The organism is Pseudomonas sp. DY-1 (assembly GCF_003626975.1).
Lineage (GTDB): Bacteria > Pseudomonadota > Gammaproteobacteria > Pseudomonadales > Pseudomonadaceae > Metapseudomonas.
Map to the genome: position 1 here is coordinate 3,603,052 of NZ_CP032616.1, position 26,227 is coordinate 3,629,278.

General features: G+C 62.5%; 24 protein-coding genes. 6 read left to right on the forward strand and 18 right to left on the reverse strand.

Annotated elements, in window-relative coordinates; genetic code table 11:
* Nucleotides 1-2: 2 nt before the first annotated feature.
* Complete coding sequence (locus D6Z43_RS17105) at nucleotides 3-1,484, reverse strand: AAA family ATPase (protein ID WP_120653295.1); 1,482 nt, start codon at nucleotides 1,482-1,484, stop codon at nucleotides 3-5.
* A gap of 90 nt (nucleotides 1,485-1,574) precedes the next feature.
* On the opposite strand from D6Z43_RS17105, the gene D6Z43_RS17110 reads away from it, so the two are divergent.
* The gene (locus tag D6Z43_RS17110; protein WP_120653296.1) at nucleotides 1,575-1,913 is read left to right on the forward strand and encodes a histidine triad nucleotide-binding protein; all 339 of its coding nucleotides are present in this window, start codon (nucleotides 1,575-1,577) and stop codon (nucleotides 1,911-1,913) included.
* Nucleotides 1,914-1,997: 84 nt separating this feature from the next.
* Entirely contained in the window at nucleotides 1,998-2,645 is a 648-nt protein-coding gene (gene coq7, locus D6Z43_RS17115) for a 2-polyprenyl-3-methyl-6-methoxy-1,4-benzoquinone monooxygenase (RefSeq protein ID WP_120653297.1), read from the forward strand.
* Between the two features lie 60 nt (nucleotides 2,646-2,705).
* Here the strand turns inward: coq7 and speD are convergent, their stop codons facing one another.
* Both speD and D6Z43_RS17125 read right to left on the reverse strand, forming a co-directional pair.
* Complete coding sequence (gene speD / locus D6Z43_RS17120) at nucleotides 2,706-3,500, reverse strand: adenosylmethionine decarboxylase (RefSeq protein ID WP_120653298.1); 795 nt, start codon at nucleotides 3,498-3,500, stop codon at nucleotides 2,706-2,708.
* A 251-nt stretch (nucleotides 3,501-3,751) separates the two neighbouring features.
* Nucleotides 3,752-4,177: an OsmC family protein gene (locus D6Z43_RS17125; protein ID WP_120653299.1), complete on the reverse strand. Its 426-nt coding sequence runs from the start codon at nucleotides 4,175-4,177 to the stop codon at nucleotides 3,752-3,754.
* Nucleotides 4,178-4,403: 226 nt separating this feature from the next.
* Between D6Z43_RS17125 and crp the strand changes: the two genes are divergently transcribed.
* Nucleotides 4,404-5,048, forward strand: a complete 645-nt coding sequence (crp, locus tag D6Z43_RS17130) for a cAMP-activated global transcriptional regulator CRP (protein ID WP_028631060.1) — start codon at nucleotides 4,404-4,406, stop codon at nucleotides 5,046-5,048.
* Between the two features lie 60 nt (nucleotides 5,049-5,108).
* On the opposite strand, the gene trpC is transcribed toward crp, so the two are convergent.
* The 12 genes from trpC to D6Z43_RS17190 all read right to left on the reverse strand — a co-directional run bounded on the left by trpC (nucleotide 5,109) and on the right by D6Z43_RS17190 (nucleotide 18,384).
* The gene (trpC, locus tag D6Z43_RS17135) at nucleotides 5,109-5,945 is read right to left on the reverse strand and encodes an indole-3-glycerol phosphate synthase TrpC (protein ID WP_120653300.1); all 837 of its coding nucleotides are present in this window, start codon (nucleotides 5,943-5,945) and stop codon (nucleotides 5,109-5,111) included.
* Nucleotides 5,942-6,991: an anthranilate phosphoribosyltransferase gene (gene trpD / locus D6Z43_RS17140; RefSeq protein WP_120653301.1), complete on the reverse strand. Its 1,050-nt coding sequence runs from the start codon at nucleotides 6,989-6,991 to the stop codon at nucleotides 5,942-5,944. Before trpD ends, trpC begins: the two co-directional genes overlap by 4 nt.
* A complete protein-coding gene (locus D6Z43_RS17145; RefSeq protein ID WP_120653302.1) occupies nucleotides 6,991-7,584 on the reverse strand; it encodes an aminodeoxychorismate/anthranilate synthase component II in 594 nt (197 codons plus the stop codon). Before D6Z43_RS17145 ends, trpD begins: the two co-directional genes overlap by 1 nt.
* A 10-nt stretch (nucleotides 7,585-7,594) precedes the next feature.
* Nucleotides 7,595-9,082: an anthranilate synthase component I gene (gene trpE, locus D6Z43_RS17150; RefSeq protein WP_120655293.1), complete on the reverse strand. Its 1,488-nt coding sequence runs from the start codon at nucleotides 9,080-9,082 to the stop codon at nucleotides 7,595-7,597.
* A 93-nt stretch (nucleotides 9,083-9,175) separates the two neighbouring features.
* A complete protein-coding gene (locus tag D6Z43_RS17155) occupies nucleotides 9,176-10,015 on the reverse strand; it encodes a phosphoglycolate phosphatase (protein WP_120653303.1) in 840 nt (279 codons plus the stop codon).
* A gap of 1 nt (nucleotide 10,016) precedes the next feature.
* Nucleotides 10,017-10,685, reverse strand: coding sequence for a ribulose-phosphate 3-epimerase (rpe, locus tag D6Z43_RS17160; RefSeq protein WP_120653304.1), 669 nt, complete (start codon nucleotides 10,683-10,685; stop codon nucleotides 10,017-10,019).
* A gap of 139 nt (nucleotides 10,686-10,824) precedes the next feature.
* Entirely contained in the window at nucleotides 10,825-11,652 is an 828-nt protein-coding gene (locus D6Z43_RS17165) for an ABC transporter permease (protein WP_120653305.1), read from the reverse strand.
* Nucleotides 11,653-11,665: 13 nt separating this feature from the next.
* Nucleotides 11,666-12,913, reverse strand: a complete 1,248-nt coding sequence (locus tag D6Z43_RS17170) for an ABC transporter permease (RefSeq protein WP_120653306.1) — start codon at nucleotides 12,911-12,913, stop codon at nucleotides 11,666-11,668.
* Between the two features lie 112 nt (nucleotides 12,914-13,025).
* Nucleotides 13,026-14,057 (reverse strand): ABC transporter substrate-binding protein, encoded by a 1,032-nt coding sequence (locus D6Z43_RS17175; RefSeq protein WP_120653307.1) that lies wholly within the window; start codon nucleotides 14,055-14,057, stop codon nucleotides 13,026-13,028.
* A 49-nt stretch (nucleotides 14,058-14,106) separates the two neighbouring features.
* Nucleotides 14,107-15,216: an ABC transporter ATP-binding protein gene (locus D6Z43_RS17180; protein WP_077520863.1), complete on the reverse strand. Its 1,110-nt coding sequence runs from the start codon at nucleotides 15,214-15,216 to the stop codon at nucleotides 14,107-14,109.
* A gap of 151 nt (nucleotides 15,217-15,367) precedes the next feature.
* Entirely contained in the window at nucleotides 15,368-15,997 is a 630-nt protein-coding gene (locus D6Z43_RS17185) for a response regulator transcription factor (RefSeq protein WP_120653308.1), read from the reverse strand.
* On the reverse strand, nucleotides 15,994-18,384 hold the full coding sequence (locus tag D6Z43_RS17190; protein ID WP_120653309.1) for a PAS domain S-box protein: 2,391 nt from the start codon (nucleotides 18,382-18,384) through the stop codon (nucleotides 15,994-15,996). Before D6Z43_RS17190 ends, D6Z43_RS17185 begins: the two co-directional genes overlap by 4 nt.
* Nucleotides 18,385-18,519: 135 nt before the next feature.
* Here D6Z43_RS17190 and D6Z43_RS17195 point away from each other — a divergent pair, with 135 nt between their 5' ends.
* On the forward strand, nucleotides 18,520-19,536 hold the full coding sequence (locus D6Z43_RS17195; protein ID WP_120653310.1) for an alpha/beta hydrolase family protein: 1,017 nt from the start codon (nucleotides 18,520-18,522) through the stop codon (nucleotides 19,534-19,536).
* Between the two features lie 4 nt (nucleotides 19,537-19,540).
* Here D6Z43_RS17195 and D6Z43_RS17200 read toward each other — a convergent pair whose 3' ends face one another.
* From D6Z43_RS17200 to D6Z43_RS17210, 3 genes are read right to left on the reverse strand one after another with little or no spacing between them, the layout of a single operon-like run.
* Nucleotides 19,541-20,308, reverse strand: coding sequence for a TerB family tellurite resistance protein (locus tag D6Z43_RS17200; RefSeq protein WP_120653311.1), 768 nt, complete (start codon nucleotides 20,306-20,308; stop codon nucleotides 19,541-19,543).
* Nucleotide 20,309: 1 nt separating this feature from the next.
* Nucleotides 20,310-20,981, reverse strand: a complete 672-nt coding sequence (gene murU, locus D6Z43_RS17205) for an N-acetylmuramate alpha-1-phosphate uridylyltransferase MurU (protein ID WP_120653312.1) — start codon at nucleotides 20,979-20,981, stop codon at nucleotides 20,310-20,312.
* Nucleotides 20,978-22,003, reverse strand: coding sequence for an aminoglycoside phosphotransferase family protein (locus D6Z43_RS17210; protein WP_120653313.1), 1,026 nt, complete (start codon nucleotides 22,001-22,003; stop codon nucleotides 20,978-20,980). Before D6Z43_RS17210 ends, murU begins: the two co-directional genes overlap by 4 nt.
* A 126-nt stretch (nucleotides 22,004-22,129) precedes the next feature.
* Between D6Z43_RS17210 and D6Z43_RS17215 the strand changes: the two genes are divergently transcribed.
* The gene (locus D6Z43_RS17215) at nucleotides 22,130-24,934 is read left to right on the forward strand and encodes an LPS-assembly protein LptD (protein ID WP_120653314.1); all 2,805 of its coding nucleotides are present in this window, start codon (nucleotides 22,130-22,132) and stop codon (nucleotides 24,932-24,934) included.
* Nucleotides 24,915-26,207 (forward strand): peptidylprolyl isomerase, encoded by a 1,293-nt coding sequence (locus D6Z43_RS17220; RefSeq protein ID WP_120655294.1) that lies wholly within the window; start codon nucleotides 24,915-24,917, stop codon nucleotides 26,205-26,207. Before D6Z43_RS17215 ends, D6Z43_RS17220 begins: the two co-directional genes overlap by 20 nt.
* Nucleotides 26,208-26,227 lie beyond the last annotated feature (20 nt).

Consider the following 26,227-nt stretch of genomic DNA (forward strand, 5'->3'; position numbering starts at 1 on the left):
GCTCAATCAGCCTTTACGCAACGCCCATCCGCCCACGCGCGCAAGTTTGCCAACTGCTCGGCCATCAGCACCGAAAGCGGCGCCGTCCCCTTGAGTTCACATAGCAGCAGGGTCTGGTCGGCCGGGCATTGCTGGGCCTGCGACGCATAGAGCATCCCCACCACCGCCTGCTCGATCTCGGCGCCCGAGAAACCATCGCTGGCGGCGACCAGCTGATGCAGGTCGAACTGCGCCGGGTCCAGTTCGCGGCGAACGAGGTGAATGCGGAATATCTCGGAACGAACCTCGGGCTGCGGCAGGTCGACGAAAAACAGCTCGTCGAAACGTCCCTTGCGCAGCAACTCCGGTGGCAGGCGATCAATCGCGTTGGCGGTTGCGACCATGAACACCGGCGCCTTGCGCTCGGCCATCCAGGTCAGCAGGGTCCCCAACACGCGCTGGCTCACGCCACCGTCATGGTCACCGCTGGCCAGCCCCTTCTCTACCTCATCCATCCACAACACGCAGGGCGCCATCTGCTCGGCGAGCTTCAAGGCCTCGCGCAGGTTGCGTTCGGTCTCGCCGAAGAACTTGTTGTACAGGCAGGCAAAGTCCAGGCGTAGCAGTGGCAAGCCCCAGAGGCCGGCAACGGCCTTGGCCGCCAGGCTCTTGCCGCCGCCTTGTACGCCGACCAACAGGACACCCTTCGGCCGGTCCACCGCCTTTTCGTCCAGCACCGCAGCCTGGCGCTCGGCCAACCAACGCTTGAGGTTGGCCAATCCGCCCACTTCGGCGAACCGGGCGGTCTCGTATTCGAAGCTGAGTACGCCTTCCAGATCCAGCAACTGGAACTTGGCCTTATTCAGCTCCGGCAAGTCTTCCTGGGTGATGGCACCGTCGTCACAGATCACGTTGCGCGCCAACGCGCGCGCTTCTCCGTGGCTCATGCCGCGCAGGTTCTTCACCACCTGCTGCAGGGTGCGGTTGTCCGTCCGGACCCGCGCGCCCCGATTGCGCTCGCTCCAGCGCGACGCCTCTTCCCGAACGATGCTCAGCAGCTCGTCTTCATTGGGCAGCGCCAGATCGAAACGGGCGGCATAGCGTTGCACCTCCGGCGGCAACTTCAGCGCGTGGGAAACCAGCACCAGCGTCGGCTTGTGATTACCCTCCGCCATGGCCACCTCCTTGAGCAGGCGCACCACCTTGGGGTTGTCACTGAGGAACGGGTGCAGGTCGCACATCACATAGAGGTTCGGTTGCGGATCGGCCTTGATCAGCTTGAGCGCCGTTTCCGGCTCGCGGCTATCACCCTCGCCCAGGACTTCGCCTCCAAAACCCAGGCGCTGCAGCCCTTCGCTGATGGCCCAGGTGAAGAGTCCGAGTCCACGTTTGACCGCAAGGCTGGTGAGCGTTTCCAGCACCCGGCGCTCGTCCCATGACTCGATCAGGATCAGCTTCACGCGTGAGTCCAGTACCAGGCCGAGGTCGTGGATATCGTTCTTCACAGGGGCTCCTTGTGGGCATCGGCCAGCGCTGGCCGGGGCAATCGCTCACCGTTAAACTCGGGACCTCTTATAACAGGCCGGAGAATTCCCGTGGACTGTCTGTTCTGCAAAATCGCCGCCGGAGAAATTCCCGCGCGCAAGCTCTATGAAGATGACCAGGTCGTCGCCTTTCACGACATTGCGCCGCAGGCCCCCGTGCACTTCCTGGTGATCCCGAAGAAGCACATCCGCACCCTCACCGAACTCACTGAAGGTGACAAGGCACTGGTCGGCCACATTGCCTATACCGCCCAGCGCCTCGCTGCCGAACAAGGCTGCGATGAGGGCTTCCGCCTGGTGATGAACTGCAATGAGCAAGGCGGCCAGACCGTCTACCACATCCACATGCATGTCCTCGGCCAGCGCCAGATGCACTGGCCGCCGGGCTGACCCATCGGCCGGGGCCTGATACCGGTCAAGCCTCGGTCATCCCCTTGCGGTAGAATGCCCACCGATATTCCACGGAGGTGCCGCATGGCCAGCGAACGTTCCTATTCCCCCGCCGACCGTCTGCTGCTGCAGGCCGATGCCGCGCTGCGCACGCTGCTGCCGTTTACCGGCCAGCCATTCCGACCCTCCCCTGCCGAAGGCCAGGCCGATGCCGAACTCAAACCTGAGGACGCTCGCCATATCGCCGGACTGATGCGCATCAACCACACCGGCGAGGTCTGCGCGCAAGCGCTCTATCAGGGCCAGGCGCTGACCGCCAAGCTGCCGGAAGTGCGCGAAGCCATGGAACATGCGGCCGAGGAAGAGATCGACCACCTGGCCTGGTGCGAACAGCGCATCCGCGAGCTCGGCAGCCGCCCTAGCGTCCTCAACCCGATCTTCTATGGACTGTCCTTCGGCGTCGGCGCCGTGGCCGGCCTGATCAGCGACCGGGTCAGCCTGGGTTTCGTCGCAGCGACTGAAGACCAGGTATGCAAGCACCTCGACGAACACCTGGCGCAGTTGCCTGCCGATGATGCCAAGTCGCGAGCCATCCTCGAGCAGATGCGTACCGACGAAGAGCAACACGCCACCAGCGCCCTGGAAGCTGGCGGCCTGCGCTTCCCCGCCCCAGTGAAGTTCGGCATGACGCTGCTGTCGAAGGTCATGACCAAGAGCACCTACCGGGTCTGAAACCCGCACATGAAAAAGGGCGCCACCAGGCGCCCTTTTCGTTTCCACTGCGAAACTACATCAGTGAGGCATGTTCCGCGCGTAGAAGATTTCCAGCATTTCGTGGCGCACGCGCTCCTCGACTTCCTTTCGCTGTTCAGGCGTCAGGTTGTTGGTGGCGTCACCAAACAGGTAGTTGTCCAGTTCGAAGTCCTTGAGCAGCATCTTCGTGTGGAACATGTTCTCCTGGTACACGTTGACGTCCGTCATCTGATAGGCGTCCTGGGTGTCGTCGGAGAGGTAGTTCTGGATCGAGTTGATCTCGTGGTCGATGAAGTGCTTCTTGCCTTCCACGTCACGGGTGAACCCGCGCACGCGATAGTCCACGGTGACGATATCCGAGTCGAACTGGTGAATCAGGTAGTTGAGCGCCTTCAGCGGTGAGATAACGCCGCACGTGGAAACATCGATGTCCACCCGGAAGGTTGCGATACCCGACACCGGATGGATTTCCGGATAGGTGTGAACGGTGATGTGACTCTTGTCGAGGTGGGCCAGGATGGTCTCCGGCAGCGGGCCAGGAGATTCCTCGATCTGGCTGTCGGTGGGGGTCACCGGCTGCTCGGAGATCAGGATGGTCACACTCGCGCCCTGGGGATCGTAATCCTGGCGGGCAATATTGAGGATATTGGCACCGATGATGTCGACTACGTCGGTGAGGATCTGGGTCAGGCGTTCGGCATCGTACTCTTCGTCGATGTACTGGACGTAGGCCTGCTGGTCCTCGGGGGTTTCCGCGTAGCAGATGTCATAGATGTTGAAGCTCAAGGTCTTTGTCAGGTTGTTGAACCCGTGGAGCTTGAGTTTGCTTTTCACCGTTGAGAGCTCTCTGTGCATATGCGGCTCTGCCGCGTGGTTGAGCATGCCCGTCAGAAGCGCACGACACTTCTGCGTAGGACGGTTTACACCTCTTCGCGTTGGCGATTGTGGTCGTAGGTTCGGAGCCCGATGCCCCGGAAATTGGAAGGGGGCGAATTATGCAGACGACGGGCGCCGTCTGCCAGAGTTTGCCGCGCAAATATGATGGCCGGATGTCCTGCGCCATCCGGCCGTCGGCTAATTGGAAATCACGCGCCGAGTTCGACGATCTCGTAATCGTGGGTGATCTCGACGCCGGCACGGCCAAGCATGATCGAGGCCGAGCAGTACTTCTCGGCGGACAGCTCCACCGCGCGCTTGACCTGGGCCTCTTTGAGACCGCGCCCTTTCACCACGAAATGCACGTGGATTCTGGTGAATACCTTGGGGTCTTCGCTGGCGCGCTCGGCCTCAAGAAAAGCTTCACAGCTTTCCACGGGCTGGCGGGACTTCTTCAGGATGCTCACCACGTCAAAGTTGGTGCAGCCGCCCAGGCCAAGCAACAACATTTCCATGGGACGCACGCCCAGGTTGCGACCACCGGACTCGGGTGGACCGTCCATCACTACGACATGGCCGCTGCCGGATTCGCCAAGGAACAGGGCTTCGCCTGCCCATTGGATGCGTGCTTTCATCGCCTGAAACTCCGCTCGGAAAAAGGTGCGGTAGCTTATCACAGCGCCTTTTCCCCGCCGGCCCGCAAATAGTTCCTGAGCAGGTGTTAGATGCGTCGCAAAATCACATTGTCGAATCAGGGACCTCTGTTAAGCTGGCGCCGGATTACTGGCACACTTGGCCGGACAACTATTAGAAAATTGCCTGTTGGACAAAGGCTTACCTTCTCTTTTTCGGGACTCGGGCATGGTCGCAATTACCCTTACACCAAAAATAAAGAGCCTGGACAAAATACTCGCGCATTGTCACCGCCGCCGTTACACGGCCAAGAGCACCATCATCTATGCAGGTGATCGTTGCGAAACCCTCTTCTTCATCATCAAAGGCTCCGTCACCATCCTGATCGAGGACGACGATGGGCGCGAAATGATCATCGCCTACCTTAATGCCGGCGACTTCTTCGGCGAGATGGGGCTGTTCGAAAAGGAAGGGGCGGAGAAGGAGCGCAGCGCCTGGGTTCGAGCCAAGACGGAATGCGAAGTGGCTGAACTGAGCTACGCCAAGTTCCGCGAGCTCACCCAGCAGGACCCGGAAATCCTCTACGCACTGGGCAGCCAGATGGCTGACCGCCTGCGCAATACCACCCGCAAAGTGGGCGACCTGGCCTTCCTCGATGTCACCGGCCGTGTTGCGCGCACCCTGCTCGACCTGTGCAAGCAGCCCGATGCCATGACCCACCCGGACGGTATGCAGATCAAGATCACCCGCCAGGAAATCGGCCGGATCGTTGGCTGCTCCCGCGAGATGGTCGGCCGCGTACTCAAGAGCCTTGAAGAACAGGGCTTGGTGCACGTGAAGGGTAAGACGATGGTGGTCTTCGGCACGCGCTGAAGCCCCCAACGAAAAAGCCGGCGCAAGCCGGCTTTTTCATTTCTGGAGGACCGAACCGGATCAATCCGGATCGATTCCCGCCACCACGCGGTTGCGATCGGGGAAGAACAGGCGGCCCAGTTCGACGCCCGGCTCTTCGGCGCGCATGAACGCTTCGCCTACCAGGAACGCATAGACGCCGCTGACTTCCATCAGCTCTACGTCGGCGCGGTTGAGAATGCCACTCTCGGTAATGACCAGGCGATCACGTGGAATACGTGGCAACAGATCGAGGGTGTTTTCCAGGCTGACCTCGAAGGTGTGCAGGTTGCGGTTGTTGATGCCCACGAGCGGGGTATCCAGGCAGTTCAACGCGCGATCCAGCTCTTCACCGTCATGCACTTCCACCAGCACGTCGAGGCCGACATCCTTGGCGGTGGCGGCCAGTTCCTTCATGCGTACGTCGTCCAGCGCGGAGACGATCAACAGGATGCAGTCCGCGCCGATAGCGCGAGCTTCGACCACCTGGTACGGGTCGATCATGAAGTCCTTGCGGATCACCGGCAGGGAGCAGGCGGCACGAGCCTCCTGCAAGTACGCATCGGCGCCCTGGAAGAAGTCCACGTCGGTCAGGACCGACAGGCAGGCTGCACCGCCAGCCTCGTAGCTCCTGGCGATCTGCGCAGGGTTGAAGTCCTCGCGCAGCACGCCCTTGCTGGGCGAGGCTTTCTTCACTTCGGCAATCACTGCCGGCTCGTGGCGCTCGGCCCGTTCCAGCAGCGCGCGGGCGAAACCACGAGGTACGTCGGCAGAGCGAGCCAGCGCCTCGACCTCGGACAGGGAAACGCGGGCACGGCGCTCGGCCACTTCCTCAGCCTTGCGCGCCAGGATCTTCTCAAGAACGGTTGGGATGCTCACGCTTCATTCTCCACTCGGAACACCGCGGTAAAGGAGGCCAGCTCGTCCAGCTTCTCGCGGGCGAGGCCGGTGTGCAGAGCGTCCTGCGCCAGACGCACACCTTCCTTCAGGCTGGAGGCCAGGTCTGCAGCATAGAGGGCCGCACCGGCATTCAACACGATCATGTCGCCGGCCTTCTGGCCATTTTCGGTCTTGCGCCTGCCCAGGGCATCGCGGATCAGTTCAAGGGATTCCTGTGGGCTGCCAACAGTCAGACCGATCAGGCTTTGGCTCTTGATGCCGAAGTCCTCGGGCTGGATCTGGTACTCGGTCACTTCGCCGTTCTTCAGCTCTGCGACATGGGTCGGCGCGGCGAGGCTCACCTCGTCCAGACCATCGCGCGAATGCACGACCAGAATGTGATCGCTGCCCAGGCGCTTGAGCACCTCGGCCAGCGGACGGCACAGCGTCTGGCTGAACACGCCCACGACCTGGTGCTTCACACCGGCCGGATTCGTAAGCGGGCCAAGCATGTTGAACAGGGTGCGCAGACCCAGCTCACGACGTGGGCCGGCAGCGTATTTCATGGCCTTGTGATGAGCCTGGGCAAACATGAAGCCGACGCCGATGCTCTCGATGCAACGGGCGACTTGTTCGGGATTGAGGTCGAGATAGATGCCAGCGGCTTCCAGCACGTCGGCGCTGCCGGTTTTGCCGGAAACCGCTCGGTTACCGTGCTTGGCAACCTTGCCGCCCGCAGCGGCGACCACGAAGGTGGCGGCGGACGAAACGTTGAAGATGTTGGCGCCATCACCGCCGGTACCGACCACATCCACCACGTGCTTGAGGCTGGAAAGCTCGACTCGTGTCGCCAGCTCACGCATCACCGAGACCGCACCAACGATTTCCTCGATGGTCTCGCTCTTCATGCGCATCCCCATGAGGAAGGCGCCGATCTGCGCATCAGTGCACTGGCCGGTCATGATCAGGCGCATCACGTCCTGCATTTCTTCGATGGTCAGGTCCAGCTGGTTGACCACCCGGTTCAGGGCTTCCTTGATGTCCATCAGCGCACTCCGCCGGTCTGCTTGAGGAAGTTGGCCAGAAGTTCATGGCCCTGTTCGGTAAGGATGGACTCCGGATGGAACTGCACACCCTCGATATTCAGCGTTTTGTGACGCAGCCCCATGATCTCGTCGACGGTGCCATCGGCATGCTGGGTCCAGGCGGTGACTTCCAGCTCGCCGGGCAGGGTTTCCAGCTTCACCACCAGGGAGTGGTAGCGGGTGACGGTCAGTGGGTGGTTCAGGCCTTGGAAGACGCCCTGGTCCTTGTGGAACACCGGGCTGGTCTTGCCATGCATGGCCTGGCGCGCGCGCACCACATCGCCGCCGAAAGCCTGACCGATGCTCTGGTGACCCAGGCAGACGCCGAGAATCGGCAGCTTGCCGGCGAAGTGGCGGATCACCTCCAGCGACACGCCCGCTTCGTTGGGCGTGCAGGGGCCGGGAGAGACCACGATGCGTTCCGGGTTCAGCGCTTCAATCTCGGCGATGGAGAGCTCGTCGTTACGGATCACATGCACGTCCGCGCCCAACTCACCGAGGTACTGCACCACGTTGTAGGTAAAGGAATCGTAGTTGTCGATCATCAGCAGCATGGTGCAATCCTCAGGCGTCGGTCTTGGCGGTCTGTTCGGCGAGAGCCACGGCACGGAACATGGCGCGGCGCTTGTTCAGCGTCTCTTCCCATTCCAGTGCCGGGACTGAGTCGGCGACGATGCCGGCGCCGGCCTGCACGTGCAGCTCGCCGTCCTTGATGACCGCCGTGCGGATCGCGATGGCAGTGTCCATATTGCCGTTCCAGGCCAGGTATCCCACGGCACCACCGTAGACGCCACGTTTGACCGGTTCGAGGTCGTCGATGATCTCCATGGCGCGGATCTTCGGTGCGCCGGAAAGCGTGCCGGCCGGCAGGATGGCGCGCAGGGCTTCCATTGCGGAGATGCCTTCCTTGAGCTGGCCGGTGACGTTGGAAACGATGTGCATCACGTTGGAGTAACGCTCGATCACCATCTTCTCGGTGACCTTGACGCTGCCCGTGCTGGCAACGCGGCCGACGTCATTGCGGCCGAGGTCGATCAGCATCAGGTGCTCGGCCAACTCCTTGGCATCGGAGAGCAGGTCTTCTTCCAGGGCGCGGTCGGTTTCCTCGGTCGCGCCGCGCGGGCGAGTGCCGGCAATCGGGCGCACGGTGACCAGGCCATCCTCGACGCGCACCAGCACTTCCGGCGAACTGCCCACTACGTGGAAGTCACCGAAGTTGAAGAAGTACATGTAAGGCGTTGGGTTGAAGCAGCGCAAGGCGCGGTACAGATCGATGGGAGCGGCCTGGAAGGGAATCGACATGCGCTGGGATATCACCACCTGCATGCAGTCACCGGCCAGGATGTACTCCTTGATCTCACGCACCGCCTGCTCGTAGTCCTCACGGGTGAAGCTGGAGCGGAAGTCCGGCTCACCCCCGACAGGCAGGCTGGGGTCCACGCCCAGGCGCGGCACTACCGGCTGGCGCAGTTTCTGACGCAGTTCGACCAGGCGCGCCTGGCCCTTCTCGTAGGCCTCGGGCTGAGTCGGATCGACCAGGACGATGGCGTGCAGCTTGCCAGCGAGGTTGTCGAACACGATCACAGCGTCCGAAACCATCAGCAGGATGTCCGGAGTGCCCAGCGGATCGGGATTCGGGCAATTGGCCAAACGCTTTTCTACGTAGCGCACGCAGTCGTAACCGAAGTAGCCGACCAGGCCGCCGTTGAAACGCGGAAGGCCAGCGATGGGCGCCACCTGATAGCGCTCTTTGAACGCTTCGACGAAGGCCAGCGGGTCTTCGCAATCGTGGGACTCAACTTCGACATCATCGACGCTGACGCTGACTTTCGGGCCGTGGGCGCGCAGTACAGTGCGGCTCTGCAGGCCGATGATGGAGTAACGGCCCCATTTCTCGCCGCCCTGCACGGACTCCAGCAGGTAGGAGTACGGGGTATCAGCGAGCTTCAGGTAGAGGGAAAGGGGGGTATCGAAATCCGCCAGGGTTTCGAACGCAAGCGGAATGCGGTTATAGCCTTCGGCGGCCAAACGCAGGAATTCTTCGCGGGTCATGATCAGCCTCATGGGGCGGGGAACCCCTTTGAGGGGTTCCTGGAGAAAAAGACGTCGGTGTGAAAGCGCGCCGGAGTATCCGGCCAGAATGAATTAGGCGCGCCAGCGCCAACGGGCGACGGCCTTGATGATCTTCATTCCGGCTCGTTCGAGCCAATGCTTGCAGGGAACCACCACGTGTCTGTCTCGTTGAGGCGGATTGTCGGAGGAGTTCGGCGACATTAGCGCAGCGCCGTGGGCGGCGCAACCGCCGGGAAGCAGCTCACGCAGGTCATCCACCACCAGCGCCGGTTCCTCTTCGGCGATGGGCCGGCCGTGGTTGTAACCGTAGCTCAGGGCCACGCATTTGACCCCGGCGGCCTTGGCAGCGAGCACGTCATTGCGCGAATCACCGACGAACAAGGCCTCGCCGCGGCTGACGCCAGTCATGTGCATCACATGGAGCAACGCGGCCGGGTCAGGCTTCTGTTGCGGCAGGGTGTCGCCAGCGATGATCAGCGGGAAATAGCGGCCCAGCTTCATCTCGTCCAGCAAGGGTGCAACGAAACGCTCGGGCTTGTTGGTGATCAGCGCCAGCTCCACGCCCTTCTTCTTCAGCCACTTCAGGGTTTCTGCCACACCGGGATAGACAGTGGTCAGCGCATGGCTGTCGGCGTAGGCCTCCATGAACAGCTCCAGGCCGCGTTCGGCGTCGCTGTCATGCACGGAGGAATGGTCGAGGCCGCCGGCCAAGGCACGGCGTACCAGCACCCGGGCGCCGTTGCCAACCCATTCGCGGACCTGCTCGACGCCAGCCACTGGGCGCCCCAAGGCGACCAGCATGCGATCAATGGCGGCCGCGAGGTCCGGCACCGAATCCACCAGGGTACCGTCCAGGTCGAACATCACCAGGCGTGGCAGACGCCCATCGAACAGCCGGTGCAACGTGCCCATATCAGACCTGGGCCAGCTCGGCGCGCATGGCGGCAATGACTTCGGCGTAATCCGGCGTATTGAAGATGGCCGAACCGGCGACGAAGGTATCGGCGCCCGCAGCGGCTATCTCGCGGATGTTCTTGACGTTGACGCCGCCGTCGATCTCCAGGCGGATGTCGCGACCTGAGGCATCGATCAGGGCGCGGGCCTCGCGAAGCTTGTCGAGGGTGCCGGGAATGAACTTCTGCCCACCGAAGCCAGGGTTGACGCTCATCAGCAGGATCATGTCGACCTTGTCCATCACGTACTTCAGCACGTCCAGCGGAGTGGCCGGGTTGAACACCAGGCCGGCCTTCGCACCGCCGTCGCGGATCAGCTGCAGGGAACGGTCGACGTGCTCGGAGGCTTCCGGGTGGAAGGTGACATAGGTGGCGCCGGCTTCAATGAAGTCGCCAATGATGCGGTCCACCGGCTTGACCATCAGGTGCGCATCGATGGGCGCAGTGATGCCGTACTTGCGCAACGCCGAACAGACCATGGGGCCGATGGTCAGGTTGGGCACGTAGTGGTTGTCCATCACGTCGAAGTGAACGATGTCGGCGCCGGCGGCGAGAACGTTCTCCACTTCCTCACCCAAGCGGGCGAAATCGGCGGAAAGAATCGACGGTGCGATGGCGAAAGGCTGCATGGCTGACCTCAGGGCAGAATCACGGTGGCGCGAATTGTAGCCGGGATGGATGGCGCGCGGGGATTCGACCGATGACTGAGGCGAGGCGGAAAAGAACCTGCCCGCGACGGGGACGCGGACAGGTGAAGGTTAAAGACGTTTACTCCGGCATGGATGTGCGCATGCGCTCGCTGCGGCCGCGCAGCCACTCCAGCACCAGCAGCAGCGCAATGGAGAAGCCGATCAGCAGGGTTGCAGCGGCGGCGATGGTGGGGCTGAGGTTCTCGCGTATGCCACTGAACATCTGCCGCGGCAGGGTCGCCTGCTCGGGGCCGGCGAGGAACAGGGTCACCACCACTTCGTCGAAGGAGGTGGCGAAGGCGAACAGCGCCCCCGAGATCACTCCCGGTGCGATCAGCGGCAGGGTCACCTTGAAGAACGCGGTCAGCGGCGGTGCGCCCAGGCTGGCGGCGGCACGCACCAGGTTGTAGTTGAAGCCCTGCAAGGTCGCCGACACCGTGATGATCACGAACGGCACGCCGAGCACCGCGTGCACCAGTATCAGCGACAGGTAGCTGTTACCCAGGCCCAACGGGGCGAAGAACAGGTAACTGGCCACACCGATGATCACCACTGGAACCACCATTGGCGAAATCAGCAGGCTCATCACCAGTGCCTTGCCGCGAAATTCGCCACGGGTCAGGCCAATGGACGCCAGCGTACCGAAGACCATCGCCAGTACGGTCGCTGCCGGGGCAACGATCATGCTGTTGGTCAAAGAGCGCATCCACTCCGCCGAGTTGAAGAAGTCGGCGTACCAGCGCAGGGAAAAGCCCTGCAGCGGGTACACAAGGAAGGTGCCGGAATTGAACGACAGCGGGATGATCACCAGCACCGGCAGGATCAGGAACAGCAGCACCAGGCCGCAAAGGCCACGCAGCGTGTAGAACCACAGGCGCTCGACCGGAGACATGTAGGGACTCAGCATTTTCTTGTTCTCCTCAACCCAGACGCAGACGGCCAGCGCCGACAAGCCAGCTGTAGACCACATAGAGGATCAGGGTGGCGAACAGCAGCATGCCGCCCAGGGCCGTGGCCATGCCCCAGTTGATGGTGGTGTTGGTGAAGAAGGCGACGAAGTAGCTGACCATCTGGTCGTTCGGGCTACCCAGCAGTGCCGGTGTGATGTAGTAGCCAATGGACAGGATGAACACCAGCAGGCACCCGGCGCCAACGCCGGCCACGGTCTGCGGGAAATACACCTTCCAGAAGCTGGCGAAGGGGTGGCAGCCAAGGGAGATCGCCGCCCGCATGTAGCTCGGGGAAATGCCCTTCATCACGCTGTAGATCGGCAGGATCATGAACGGCAGCATGATGTGCACCATGGCGATGTAGACGCCGGTGCGGTTGAACACCAGTTGCAACGGCTGGTCGATCAGACCCAGTTTGAGCAGCGCTCCGTTGATCAGACCGCCGGACTGCAACAGCACGATCCACGCTGCCACACGCACCAGAATGGAGGTCCAGAACGGCAGCAGCACCAGGATCATCAACAGGTTGCTCTTGCGCGTCGGCAAATTGGCCAGCAGGTAGGCCAACGGATAGGCCAGCAGCAGGCAGATCACGGTGATGACCGCGCCCATCCAGAAAGTGCGGACAAAGATATCCAGATAGATGGCCTGGTCCGGGGTAGCCGGGGCCAACTCTCCCAGATCATCGATGCGATGGTCGAGGGCGGCCAGCAGGTAATAGGGGGTCAGGTGGCTGGCGTTGCGGCGAATCGCCTGCCAGTACGCAGGGTCGCCCCAGCGCTCGTCCAGGCTTTCCAGCGCGTCCTTGTAGGAAGCTGGCTCAGCCTTGAACGGCAGGGCGCGGGCGGTCTTGGCCATCAGGCTGCGGTAGCCGGCCAGTTCCATGTTCAGGCGCTTGGAGAGGTCGCCGATTGTCTGGTTCTTGCGCGCCGCGGCGAGGTCTTCGGCCAAGGCCTTGTACACAGGCTCGGCGGGCAGCGCCTTGCCGTCCCAGCTGGAAATGGCTTCGACCGTACGCGGCATGGAGCCGACCACTTCCGGGTTGTTCACGCTCTTGTAAAGCAACGCGCCGATGGGCACCAGGAAGGTCAGCAGGAGGAAAATCAGCAGCGGCAGGATCAGCGCCTGGGACTTCAGGCGGTTCATCCGCTCGGCTCGGGCGAGGCGCTGCTTGAGGCTGGGGCCGGCGACCTCGTTCAGGGGCACTGCAGTGGCCATGGCGAACTCCGTTGGAACAGGTATTTAGGTTCAGGCCCCACCGGGGCCGGGTGAGGGAAACCCCCTCACCCCCCGCCCCTCTCCCATCGGGAGAGGGGGGATACAGGCGGACTTACTTGGCCGCCCAGGAGTTGAAGCGCTGCTCCAACTGCTCGCCGTAGTCAGCCCAGAAGGTGACGTCCATGGCGACCTGATCCTTGATGTTCTCCGGAGTGGTCGGCATGTCCTTCAGCAGGCCCTTGTCCAGCAGCGGCACCGCCTGGGTATTGGCCGGGCCATAGGCGATGTTCTCGGAGTAGATCTTCTGCTGTTCGGGCTTGACCGAGAAGGCGATGAACTCCTTGGCCTTGTCGGCATCCTTGGCACCCTTCGGAATGGCCCAGGAGTCGAAATCGTAGATACCGCCGGCCCACACGACCTTCAGGTTGCTTTCCTTCTGCACGGCAGCGATACGGCCGTTGTAGGCCGAGCTCATGACCACGTCACCCGAGGCGAGGAACTGCGGCGGCTGGGCGCCGGCTTCCCACCACTGGATGCTCGGCTTGATTTCGTCGAGCTTCTTGAACGCGCGATCCTGGCCTTCCTTGGTGGCCAGCACGCTGTAGACGTCCTTGGGAGCGACGCCATCGGCCATCAGGGCAAATTCCAAGGTGTACTTGGCACCCTTGCGCAGGCCGCGCTTGCCGGGGAATTTCTTCACGTCCCAGAAATCAGCCCAGCTGGTGGGGGCGGACTTCAGCTTGTCGGCGTTGTAGGCCAGCACGGTGGACCAGACGAAGAAGCCGACGCCGCAAGGCTGGACGGCGCCGGGAACGAAATCTTCAGCCTTGCCGAACTGGGCAGCGTCCAGTTCTTCGAACAGGCCTTCGTCACAGCCGCGGGACAGCTCTGGCGACTCCACTTCCACCAGGTTCCAGGAAACGCTGTTGGTGTCGACCATGGCCTTCACCTTGGCCATTTCACCGTTGTACTCGCCTGCGATGATCTTGTTGCCGGTGCTCTGCTGGTAGGGCTCGTAGAACGCCTTGACCTGCGCATTCTTGTTGGCTCCACCAAAGGACACCACGGTCAGGTCGGCGGCCATTGCCTGAGCGGCGCAGGCCAACCCGAGGGCGATGGCGGTAAGTTTCAGGGATTTCGACATTGTTGTTTTCTCCACAGTGCAGGGTTGCTTATGCCTTGGCGCCGCCGCGTCATTCCGCCAGAAGCGGGTCCAGTGCGCGGACGTGCTCCACTTGCCAGCCGAGCGGCACCACATCGCCTACCGCCAGTGCGGGGTCGAGCTCAGCAATAGGTTGCTTGACGAAGAAATCGGGCTTGCCACAGACCTCCATGCGGATACGCACGTGGTCGCCCAGGTAGATGAACTCGGCGACGCGACCGGAAAAACGGTTCACGCAACTCTCGCTGTGACCGTTGATGCGCACGCGCTCGGGACGAATTGACAGGGTCACCGGCTCGCCCGGCTGGCCGACGTTGATTGCCAGGGCCTCGACCTTCTCACCACGGCCCAGGCGCACGACGCAACGTTCGCCGTCGCGGCTTTCCAGCTGGCCGTTCAGGCGATTGTTCTCACCGATGAAGTTGGCCACGAAGGTGTTCTTCGGCAGTTCGTAAAGCTCGCGCGGCGGAGCGATCTGCTGGATCTCGCCCTGGTGGAATACCGCCACACGGTCGGACATGGTTAGCGCCTCGCCCTGGTCGTGGGTCACGTAGACCACGGTGACGCCCAGGCGCTGATGGATGTGCTTGATCTCCATCTGCATGTGCTCGCGCAACTGCTTATCCAGTGCACCGAGGGGCTCGTCCATCAACACGAGCTGGGGCTCGAACACCAGAGCACGGGCCAGGGCGACACGCTGCTGCTGGCCACCGGAAAGCTGGCCGGGGTAGCGATTGCGGAATGCATCCAGCTGGACCATGGAGAGAGCGCGCTTGACCCGCTCACTGGCGTCAGTCTTGCTCATGCCGCGCACAGAGAGCGGGAAGGCCAGGTTCTCGGCCACCGTCATGTGCGGGAACAGCGCGTAGTTCTGGAACACCATGCCAATGTCGCGCTTATGCGGAGGCACGTTGTTGATGGAACGACCGGCCAGAAGAATCTCGCCGCTGGTGGGGGTTTCGAACCCGGCGAGCATCATCAGGCTGGTGGTCTTGCCGGAGCCGGATGGCCCGAGCAGGGTGAGGAATTCGCCTTTGCGAATATCCAGGTTGAGGTCTTTGACGATCAGGGTCTCGCCGTCGTAGCTCTTCTGCACGCCGCGAAAGCTGACCAGGATGTCGTTGCCTTGTGTCTCGGCCATAACCGCACCTTTGTTTTTGTGTCTGCCGTAGTGGAAAGCGTAGAGAAGGCGGCAGGCCACGCAAATCGGGCGGTATGAGAGATTGCTATAAGGCTTGGAGAGGATTCCTTGTAGGGATCGCCCTACAATTCACAGCGCGATTGTCGGACATTCACAGCAGTTTGTGCTCGACCGCGTACTTCACCAGGTCCGCGACCGAGTGCATCCCCAGCTTCTGCATCAGGCGCGCCTTGTGGGTACTCACCGTCTTGCTGCTGACCGCCAGTTGCTGGGCGATTTCATTCACACCTTCGCCACGGACCAGACGCTCGAAAACCGAGAACTCGCGCTCCGAAAGCAGCGTATGGGCCGGGCGGGCATCGGTCAGCCCTACCTCGAAGACCATGCGGTCGGCCAGGTCCGGGTCGATGTAGCGACCACCCGAGGCCACCTTGCGGATGGCGGTGAGCAACAGGGCCGGGTCGCTGTCCTTGGTGGCGTAACCGGCGGCGCCGATCTTCAGCGCCCGCGCAGCCATCTGCGCTTCATCGTGCATCGATAGCACCAGCACCGCCGGCGGATTGCCGAGGGCGCGAATGCGCGGAATGGCTTCCAGTCCGTTGACACCGGGCATGGAGATATCCAGCAGCACTACCTCGCAGGGTGTCTGGCGCAGAACTTCCATTAGCTGCTCGCCGTTGCCGGCCTCCCCAACCACGCAGAGGTCCTTGGCAAGGCCAATCAGCTGCTTGATGCCCTCACGGACGATGGTGTGGTCTTCTGCCACCAGTACTCGGATCACGCCGCTTTCTCCTTATCCAACGCTACGCGCACGCAAAGGGTGGTGCCCTCGCCTGGCTGGCTCTCTATCTGCAGGCTGCCGCCCAGCATCAGCACGCGCTCGCGCATGCCCACCAGGCCGAATGAACTACCGCGTCTGGCGCCGGTATCGAACCCCCGACCATCGTCGCTGATACGCAGGCAGAGCGCGCCATCTTCTTCGCTCAGGCGAACCGCGACAGTATGTGCCTCAGCGTGGCGCATGACGTTGGTCAGCGCCTCCTGCAGTACCCGGAACAAGCCTACCGCCTTGGCATCGGACAGCTGCGGCAACTGCTCAGGCACTTCCACCAGGCACGGTATCTGTGTTCGCGCTTCGAAGCGCCGGGCCTGCCACTCGATGGCCGAAGCGATGCCGGCATCGAGGATCGGCGGGCGCAACGCCGTCGCCACATCGCGTACCAGCTGGAAGAGCTGCGCAATCAGGCGTTTCATGCTGTCCAGGCGGTCACGCAGGCCTGAGTCGAGCCCAGCGAAGGCCAGCTCGCACATGGAAGTCTCCAGCTTGAGCACGGTAAGCACCTGGCCCAGTTCGTCATGCACTTCGCGGGCAATGCGAGCCTTCTCTTCTTCGCGCACGCTTTCCAGGTGCGCCGACAATTCCCGGAGTTGCGCACGGGAAGCCGCCAGCTCCAGCTCGATCTGCTTGTTCTCGGTGATATCCCAGACGACGCCGTCCCAGACCGCACGGCCATCTTCGAAGACCCGCGCACTCGCTTTGATATCCGCCCAGCGCAGAGCGCCATCACGAGTGAGAATTCGGCCCTGCCAGTGCCAGTCACGATCTGCATCCAGCGCCTGTAGCTGGCTTTCCCAGTAGCCGTCGCGGTCGTCTGGATGGACCAGACCGCGAATGCCACGGCCGGTACTCAGCAACTCGCTGGCGCTGTAGCCCACCAACCCTTCGCTGCCCTCACCGATGAACGCGAAAGCAGTTGGTGCGCCCGCTTTCGGCCGTTCCAGACGGAATACGAGCCCGGGAACGTTGGAGGCGATGCCCTTGAGGCGCGCTTCACTTTCTTCCACGGCCTCCCGGGCACGACGGCGCTCGGTGGCATCGGAGAGGAACACCACCAGGTATTCGGAGGAGCCGAAGCGCAGGAAACTGAGCGACACATCCGCCGGAAGCCAGGAACCGTCTGGACGCAGGCAACGGGTCTCGAAACTCAGCGGGCCTTCGTCACTATTGCGTGCGCGGCGCCAGAGATTGAGCCAGCGGTCCATGTTCAGCTCGGGCTGGAAATCCGCCAGAGGGCGATCCGCAAGACTGCCCGGCCGATAGCCGAGCATCTGTTCGGCGGCGCGGTTGGCGTAGCGCACATGGCTGTCCCAGTTCACCCAGAGTATGCCCAAGGTGCTCTGGTCGATGGAGAACTGGGTAAGGCGCAGGGCTTCTTCGGCCGCTTCGCGCAACTGCAGTGCGTGACGCGAATCCAGCAGTTGCCGCTCCAGACGACGCTGCTGCCGCCGAAGCCAGGCGATGATGGCCGCCGCAGTGAGCAACAGCACGCCGAGCAAAAGGCTGAGGTTCTGCCAGAAGCCGCTGGATTCGCCGAGGCGGGGATACTGGGGCTGCAACCAGCGCTCATGCAGTTGGTCGAGGTCCTTTGGCGGCAAACTGCGCAGGGCGATATCGATGATGGCAGCCAGTTCCGGCCAATCACGTCTTGATGCAACGCGCAGCAACTGCGGAAAACCGATGTCCCCGACCACGGCCAGTCCGGTGAATTCCTGCTCGCGAGACAATCGGCTGAGCTGGGCCTCGTCGAGCACGGCATAGCGTACCTGCTCGGCAAGCAAGGCCTGCAGGGCCTGCCGCTCGCTGTCCATGGGCCTGAGGTTGAGGTTGGAGTAGGTCGAGCGCAGGTAATCGGCCACGGCGCTCGGATGACGCAGGGCTACAGGCGAAGTGGCGTCAAGCTGCTCCAGGTCCACTGAGGCATTGCCTTCGCGCTCGCCGACCAGCAACTGCGAGACGCGCATGTAGGGATCGGAGAACAGCCACAGACGCAGTCCGGCGGGCGTCTGCCCAAGTCCGGGGGCGAGGTCGATCTGTTCGGAGCGCAGGGCCTGCTCCAGTTCGCCGGGGCTGTCATAGGTGCGCCAGATCAGCTCGACGCCCATGGCCTTCGCGAGCCAGTTCATCAACTCGACGTTGGCACCCGAAAGCTGTTGCAGGCGACGATCCAGCTGGACGTAAGGTGCCTGCAGCACAGCACCAACGCGGAGCTGTCCATGGTTCTCGAGCCATTGCCGCTGCCCCTCGTCCAGGGGCAGCCCAGCTGGTGCAGCCAGTACAGGCATCGCCAGGCAGAAGGCGAACAGGAGGGAAAGGAGTGCACGGATCATCGAGGACCAACCGCAACAAGGGGAAACAGCCGACATACCTTACTCCAGCCAAGACGAACCATGCGAAGGCACGGCCTGACAAAAGACCATTGAGCCATTAGGCTCCTGTTTCCCAGCTCGACCAGGAATGTCCAGATGCTCCGCGCCATTCGCCTGCCCCTTGCGGCCCTTTGCCTCACCCTGCTGCCCGCCTCTCCTGCCGTGCTGGCGGAAGAGGGCTCCGCGGCAGCGCCCAAGGAACCTGCACCGGCAGTGGAACGGGCACCGCTGGAGGAACGTAGCCAAGAGGACTCCATCAGCCTGGAGCGCCAGATTCCGAGTAGAGAACAGCAACAACTCAAGGCTGGCGAGGAGCGCTTTCTCGCACTGTGGCAGCCTGCCAATGTCAGCGACCCCAGTGGGCTGGTGATCCTTCTACCCGGCGACGGCGAGACGGCCAACTGGCCGGAAGCGATCGGCCCACTGCGGCGCAGCCTGCCGAACTCCGGCTGGAGCACCCTCGCCCTGACGCTGCCAGACCCCAGCGACGACCCGCTGCCACCGCGCCCGCTGAAGACCGAGGAAACGACGAAGGCGGAACCTGCTGTGAGCCCCGAGAAAGCCCAGGAAGAGGGCCCGGCCAATACCGAGCAGGCTGGAAGCGCTGAACCCAGCACGGACCCGGCGCCTCCGCCGCAATCCCGCGACGCTATCCAGAAGACCCAGACAGACCGGGTGTTCGCCCGAATCGAGGCAGCCCTAGCCTTCGCGCGCCAACAGAAACCCAAGGCGATTGTGTTGCTGGGACACGGCACCGGTGCCTATTGGGCGACGCAGTACCTTGCCGCCAATGAGCCGAAGGATGTGCGCAATCTCCTCTTGGTGGCAGCGGAGCTGCCCGAAGGCTATGAGCCGGCGTTGGAGGATTCACTACCCGATTTGAAACTGGCCACCGGCGACTTCTACTACAAAGACCAGCCGGCCGACCGTGACGCCGCGCTGCGCCGTAGCCACGCGAGCAAGCGGCAGAAGCACCCGGCCTATATCCAGATCGCCATGAAGGGCCTTCCGGGCGATCGCGCCACCGAGCAGGAACAGCTTATCCGCCGTATTCGTGGCTGGTTGACCCTGCATCTGGAAGCAGGCGCCGGAAAGGCCTTGACCGACGGTTGAAAGCTCAGCGGAAACCGTGGCGCTCGCGGATCAGGTTGTAGGCACTATGCAACTCGCGGGTGCGATCAGTCGCGGCACGTACTACGGCAGGGCTGGCGCCTGAACCGGCCAGCTTGTCCGGGTGGTTCTGACTGAGCAGGCGACGGTATGCACGCTTGATCACCGCGGGTTCACAGTCGGCAGTCACGCCAAGCAGGGACAGGGCGTCTCTGTAGCTATTGCCACGCTTGGGAGGCAGGCCCTGGGGGGTGTCATAGCCCGCGCCGAGCGCCTCCACCTGGTGAGCCGCGAGCCCGAGCCAGCTTCCCCATTGCAGAATGAGCGCGCGCTCCCGCTGGCCGATCCGGCCATCTGCCGCCGCCATCTGCCAGCAGCTACGTAGCAAGCGCTCCACCGTTACCCGCTCGCCCTTCAGCTTGTGCAACGCCGGGTGCAGGTTGTCGCCACCCGACTTGCCCCGGCTGAAGGCTGCGATGGCCCGGCGGGTACCCGCTTCATCCAGACCGATGCGCTTCATCTCTGATCGCGCTTGCTGAATGTGTGCCTCCTGTACCCGACCGTCGCTCTTGGCCAGGCGCCCCAACAGGATGAACAGCAGGTCCTGTTGGTCGATAGCGGGGTCGCCACGCATGCGGGCACGCAACGCACCCCAGGAGTCCAGGTGCAGGCGCCGGTCGAGCACATGCCCCAGCAAACCGCCGAGCATGGCTCCCGGGATGTTCGCCAGGGCGAATCCCGCAGCAGCGCCGATCAGGGTAGCTGGCCAGACCAACTCAAGCCTCTGTCATCAGCAGGCGTTCGACTTCCGCCAGGCGCTCGTGGGTGCCGACGTCGACCCAACGCCCGGAGAAACGCTCGCCAGTCACCTGTCCAGCGGACATTGCCTGACGCAGCAACGGCGCCAGCTTGAAGGCGCCCGGCTGACACCCTTCAAACAGGCGCGGATGAATTACCGCAATTCCGCTGTAAGTGAGGCTGGGCTCGCCCGATACCGCATCACGCACACGACCATTCTCCAGCAGGAAGTCGCCGTGGGGATGGTGCGCCGGGTTGTCCACCAGCACCAGATGCGCCAGGCCGTCCAGTGGTTGGTGCAGATGGCTGAAATCGAAATCGGTCCAGACATCGCCATTCACGATCAGAAAAGGCTCATCTCCCAACAGTGGTAAGGCGCGAAAAATACCGCCGCCGGTTTCCAGGGGTTCGCCTTCTGCCGAGTAACGAATGGACAAGCCGAAGCGTGCGCCATCGCCCAGATGATCCTCGATCTGCTGGCCAAGCCAGGCATGGTTGATCACCAATTCCTGAAAGCCGGCCCTCGCCAGGGCGTTGAGGTGAAACTCGATCAGCGGGGTCCCGGCGGCGCGAACCAGGGGCTTTGGGGTATGCAGGGTAAGGGGACGCATGCGCTCGCCCTTACCCGCCGCGAGGATCATCGCCTTCATGGCTGAACGGCCTCGTCTCGGGGCAGGCTTGCCAGCAAATCACCCAACTCGGCCAATTCGGGACGGCGTTCGATCACTTCCTTTATATAGGCAAAAAATCGCGGCACATCGCCCAGGTACTTGGGCTTGCCATCGCGATGGCAGATACGCGCGAAAATGCCGATGACCTTGAGGTGACGCTGCACCCCCATCAGGTCGCTGGCGCGGCGGAACTCGGCGAAATCGGACTGGACCGGGATTCCCGCATCGCGGGCGAGGTTCCAATATCGCTCCAGCCAGCCGGCGACTCGTTCTTCAGGCCAACTGAGGAAGGCATCCTTGAACAGGCAGGTCACGTCGTAGGTCACCGGACCGTACACGGCGTCCTGGAAATCCAGCACGCCAGGGTTGGGGGTGCTGAGCATCAGGTTGCGCGGCATGTAGTCCCGGTGCACCAGCACTTGCGGCTGAGCCAGGGCGCTGCCGATCAGCAGGTCGGAAATGCGCTGCCAGGCTGCCAGGCGCTCAACTGCCAACTCGATACCCAGGTGACGTTGCAGGTACCACTCGGGGAAAAGCTGCAGCTCGCGGCGCAGCAAGGCGTCGTCGTAACTGGGCATGGGCACATCGAGGCTGCGTTTCTGGAATGTCAGCAGAGCCTGCAGGGCATCTTCGAACAACTGGTCGGCGTTATCGGCATCGATAACCTCGAGGTACGTCTGGCGTCCGAGGTCGTCGAGGATCAGGAAGCCTTGCTCCACATCGGCGGCAAGGATGCGGGGCACATGCACGCCTGCCTCGGCGAGCATTCCAGCCACCTTGACGAAAGGGCGGCAGTCCTCGCGGGGCGGAGGGGCATCCATCAGGATCAGGGTGCGGCCTTCGGCTTGCCAGCGGAAGTAGCGGCGGAAGCTGGCATCACTGCTGGCCGGAACCAGCACGGCAGCCGGCACGGGGCCCCAGCCTTCGGCAGCAAACAGGGTGGGCAACTGCTGATCAAGCCACTGGCTCAGCTGCTGAAGTCGCAGGTCTTCATGGTGCATCGGGTGGTCTCCGGCGGCGCTAGCCGTTGTGCGGGTCATGCTTTATTATCCAGCATCTTTTTCAGCCCATCGAGAGGCGTGCGGCCCTAGCGGGTCGAAGGCGCGCAGGAAGCCCGGACTAACAAGATGGCAGTAAGATCCCCCGCGTTTCGTAGAAAGTTCCCTCTGCTGGTGACCGGCAGCCTGCTGGCCCTCCAGCCAGTAGCCACCTCATTCGTCGTCGCCGCAGAGCAATTCGACTGCCAGGCTTCCGCAACTGGCGGGTGGGCATGCGCCCCCAAAGCCAGCACCGAGAGCCTGCCGCCACGCCCCGTGCATAGCGGCAGCGCCGTGAGCTCGACCATTGGTGCCGCTCCGCAGGCCACCCAGGAAGGTGAGGCCGAAGGCAGTAAAGCCACCCTGGTGACCGAGGCAGAAGGCAAAGGCCTGGCAACCCGCAGCGCTGACTACAGTCACCTCGACTGGGTACCGCGCGACAAGCTCACACCCGCACAACTGGCCGAAGCCGGTCCTTACTGCGCCGGGTCCTACATCGAGCCGCCGCGCCCAGGTATGGACGACAGCACGCCGATGGAAGATGCGCCGACCTACATCTCTGCCAAAGCCTCGCGCTACGAGCAGGAGAAGCAGGTTGCCACCCTCGCCGGTGATGTGGTCCTGCGCCAGGGCAGCATGCAGGTGGAGGCCGACGAGGCCAACCTGCACCAGGCGGAGAACCGTGGCGAGCTGGTCGGCAACGTCAAGCTGCGTGACAAGGGCGCCTTGGTTGTCGGCGACCGCGCCGAACTGCAACTGGACAACGGCGAAGCCAAGGTCGACAACGCCGAATACGTCCTGCACCAGTCGCACACGCGCGGCAGTGCGCTGTACGCCAAGCGTCAGGAAGACGCGATCATCCGTCTGAAGGACGGCACCTACACCCGTTGCGAACCGGGTGACAATGCCTGGCACCTGAAGGGCAACAACATCAAGCTGAACCCGGCCACCGGCTTCGGCACTGCGACCAACGTCACCCTGCGGGTCAAGGACATTCCGGTGTTCTATACCCCGTACATCTATTTCCCGATCGACGATCGTCGCCAGTCCGGCTTCCTGCCGCCGACCATCGGCAGCAGCAGCGACACCGGCTTCCTGCTGGTCACGCCGTACTACTTCAACCTGGCGCCGAACTACGACGCCACCCTGTATCCGCGCTACATGGCCAAGCGCGGCCTGCTAATGGAAGGCGAGTTCCGCTATCTGACCCACAGCAGTGAAGGCCAACTGGGCGCTGCCTATCTCGATGACAAGGAAGACGAGCGCAAGCTCATGTCCGAGTACGAGAAGAAGCGCTGGCTGTACAACTGGAAGCACACCGGTGGCCTGGATTCCCGGCTGTTGGCCGAAGTCGACTACACCGACATCAGCGATCCCTACTACTTCGACGACCTGGATACCGACCTGGGTGTGGACACCCCCACCTACGTCAACCAGCGCGGCACCCTGACCTATCGCGGCGATAGCTACACCGCGCGGTTGAATGCCCACGCCTACGAACTGGCGACCATTTCGGACATCACACCGTATGACCGCTTGCCGCAGATCACTCTGAACGGTGCCTTGCCCTTCCAGCCCGGTGGCCTGAACTTCGCCTACAACACCGAGTTCGTGCGTTTCGACCGCAACTTGCGTGAAGGCCGTTTCACCGACATCGACGGCAACAACGACACGTTTTGGAATGACAACAACCTTAAGGGGCTGGCCCGCGCCAATGGCGACCGAACCTACCTAGAGCCAAGCGTCAGCCTACCGATGAATTGGACCTGGGGCTTCCTCAAGCCGCAAGTCAAGTACACCTATACCCAGTACGACCTGGACCTAGACCAGCAAGGAAAAACCTCTCTTTTTGCCGAGCAGTCTTTCCATGGCAGCCAGGATCGCCAGGTACCGATCTACAGCCTCGACAGCGGCCTTTTCTTCGACCGCAAGACCCAGTTCTTCGGCAAAAATTACACCCAGACCCTGGAACCACGTCTGTTCTACCTCTACGTACCGGAAGAGGACCAGACCGACATTCCGCTGTTCGACACCGGCGAATCGACCTTCAGCTACTCGTCGCTGTGGCGTGACAACCGCTTCAGTGGTCGCGACCGCATTGGCGACGCCAACCAGCTATCCCTAGGAGCAACCAATCGCTGGATCGAGTCGAACGGCTTCGAGCGGCAACGATTCAGCATCGGCCAGGCCTTCTACTTCAAGGATCGAGAAGTAACCCTGCCGGACAATTTCAGCGGACGCCCAGGCACATCTCCAATGAAGGATCGTGCGGACTATACGTCGTCGGTCTCCCCCTACGCGCTGGAGTACATGTACCGCTTCAACCGCGACTGGCGCTTCAATTCGGACTTCAACTGGGACCCGGACTCACACCGCACCCGCTCCGGCAGTGCGATGTTCCACTACCAGCCTGAAGACAATCCGAACAAGGTGGTCAACGCTGGCTATCGCTACCGCAATGACACCATCCGCTTCGACCAGTCCACCGGTACCTGGAACGTAGGCGGTGGCGACTTCGGTACTCCGGGCACCCCGGGCTTCATCGAGGACTACTACAAGATCAGCCAACATGACTTTTCCGTCATCTGGCCGGTGGTCCCACAGTGGAGCGCCATCGCTCGCTGGCAGTACGACTACAACCGCAACCGTACGCTGGAAGCCTTTGGCGGCTTCGAGTACGACAGTTGCTGCTGGAAGCTGCGCCTGATCAACCGCTACTGGGTCGACTACGACGAATTCGACCAGACACCGGACCCGACCAACGAAAGTGGCGACCGCGGGATCTTCCTGCAGATCGTCCTCAAAGGCCTCGGTGGCGTCGTGGGCAACCAGACCGAAGGCTTCCTGGAAAAAGGCATTCAAGGTTACCGTGAACGTGAAGACCAAGCTCTCTGATTGTCTGCGCCCGCTGCTATTGGGCGCCCTGATCCTCGGCGGCCTCGCGCACGCCGAGGTTCGCTCCATCGACCGAGTGGTCGCCATTGTCGATAACGATGTGATCATGCAGAGCCAGCTGGACCAGCGCCTGCGTGAAGTGCAGCAAACCATCGCCAAGCGCGGCGCCTCTCTGCCGCCTGAGCATGTGCTCAGCCAGCAGGTGCTGGAACGCCTGATCATCGAGAATATCCAGTTGCAGATCGGCGACCGCTCCGGCATCCGTATCGCCGACGAAGAACTGAACCAGGCCATCGAAGCCATCGCCCAGCGCAATGGTATGACAGTCGACCAGTTCCGTGGCGCGCTCGCTCGTGACGGTCTGTCCTATGACGACGCACGCGACCAGGTTCGTCGCGAAATGGTCATCAGTCGTGTACGCCAGCGCCGCGTGGCTGAACGTATCCAGGTCACCGATCAGGAAGTACAGAACTTCCTGACTTCCGATATGGGCAAGATCCAGCTGTCGGAAGAGTTTCGCCTGGCCAACATCCTGATCCCTGTACCGGAAGGCTCCTCGCCCAGCACCATCCAGGCTGCCGAGCGCCAGGCCCAGGAGCTGTACCAGCAGCTCCAGCAAGGCGCCGACTTCGCCCAGCTGGCCATTTCTCGCTCCGCCGGCGAAACCGCTCTGGAAGGCGGCGAAATTGGCTGGCGCAAGGCGGCCCAATTGCCCCCGCCCTTCGACGGCATGATCAGCGCCCTGCGGCCCGGCCAGGTTACCGAGCCCGTCCGCACTCCGGGCGGCTTCATTATCCTGAAGCTGCTGGATAAGCGCGGTGGCGACACCCTGGTTCGCGACGAAGTGCATGTTCGCCACATCCTGCTCAAGCCCAGTGAAATTCGCAGCGAAGCAGACACCAAGCGCCTTGCCGAGCGTCTTTACGAGCGCATCCAATCTGGCGAAGACTTCGGCGAACTGGCCAAGAGCTTCTCCGAAGACCCGGGTTCGGCCCTCAACGGCGGCGACCTGAATTGGATCGACCCCAATGCCCTGGTGCCGGAGTTCCGCGAAGTCATGGGCAAGACCCCAGCCGGCGAGCTCTCCAAGCCGTTCAAGAGCGCCTATGGCTGGCATGTACTGGAAGTGATGGGTCGCCGCGCTACCGACAGCAGCGAGAAGTTCCGCGAACAGCAGGCCATGAACATCCTGCGCAACCGCAAGTACGACGAAGAACTGCAGGCCTGGCTGCGCCAGATCCGCGACGAAGCCTACGTCGAAACCAAGCTGTAAATCCCAAGCGAGTCTCAGCC

Coding starts and splice junctions, on each gene's coding strand:
- D6Z43_RS17215 (WP_120653314.1), top strand. CDS start 22,130: ATGGCAGTAAGATCCCCCGCGTTTCGTAGAAAGTTCCCTCTGCTGGTG.
- D6Z43_RS17155 (WP_120653303.1), bottom strand. CDS start 10,015: ATGGGCACGTTGCACCGGCTGTTCGATGGGCGTCTGCCACGCCTGGTG.
- murU (WP_120653312.1), bottom strand. CDS start 20,981: ATGAAGGCGATGATCCTCGCGGCGGGTAAGGGCGAGCGCATGCGTCCC.
- crp (WP_028631060.1), top strand. CDS start 4,404: ATGGTCGCAATTACCCTTACACCAAAAATAAAGAGCCTGGACAAAATA.
- D6Z43_RS17190 (WP_120653309.1), bottom strand. CDS start 18,384: ATGATCCGTGCACTCCTTTCCCTCCTGTTCGCCTTCTGCCTGGCGATG.
- rpe (WP_120653304.1), bottom strand. CDS start 10,685: ATGCAGCCTTTCGCCATCGCACCGTCGATTCTTTCCGCCGATTTCGCC.
- D6Z43_RS17180 (WP_077520863.1), bottom strand. CDS start 15,216: ATGGCCGAGACACAAGGCAACGACATCCTGGTCAGCTTTCGCGGCGTG.
- D6Z43_RS17165 (WP_120653305.1), bottom strand. CDS start 11,652: ATGCTGAGTCCCTACATGTCTCCGGTCGAGCGCCTGTGGTTCTACACG.
- D6Z43_RS17210 (WP_120653313.1), bottom strand. CDS start 22,003: ATGCACCATGAAGACCTGCGACTTCAGCAGCTGAGCCAGTGGCTTGAT.
- D6Z43_RS17170 (WP_120653306.1), bottom strand. CDS start 12,913: ATGGCCACTGCAGTGCCCCTGAACGAGGTCGCCGGCCCCAGCCTCAAG.
- trpD (WP_120653301.1), bottom strand. CDS start 6,991: ATGGACATCAAGGAAGCCCTGAACCGGGTGGTCAACCAGCTGGACCTG.
- D6Z43_RS17195 (WP_120653310.1), top strand. CDS start 18,520: ATGCTCCGCGCCATTCGCCTGCCCCTTGCGGCCCTTTGCCTCACCCTG.
- trpE (WP_120655293.1), bottom strand. CDS start 9,082: ATGACCCGCGAAGAATTCCTGCGTTTGGCCGCCGAAGGCTATAACCGC.
- coq7 (WP_120653297.1), top strand. CDS start 1,998: ATGGCCAGCGAACGTTCCTATTCCCCCGCCGACCGTCTGCTGCTGCAG.
- D6Z43_RS17145 (WP_120653302.1), bottom strand. CDS start 7,584: ATGCTGCTGATGATCGACAACTACGATTCCTTTACCTACAACGTGGTG.
- D6Z43_RS17125 (WP_120653299.1), bottom strand. CDS start 4,177: ATGAAAGCACGCATCCAATGGGCAGGCGAAGCCCTGTTCCTTGGCGAA.
- D6Z43_RS17175 (WP_120653307.1), bottom strand. CDS start 14,057: ATGTCGAAATCCCTGAAACTTACCGCCATCGCCCTCGGGTTGGCCTGC.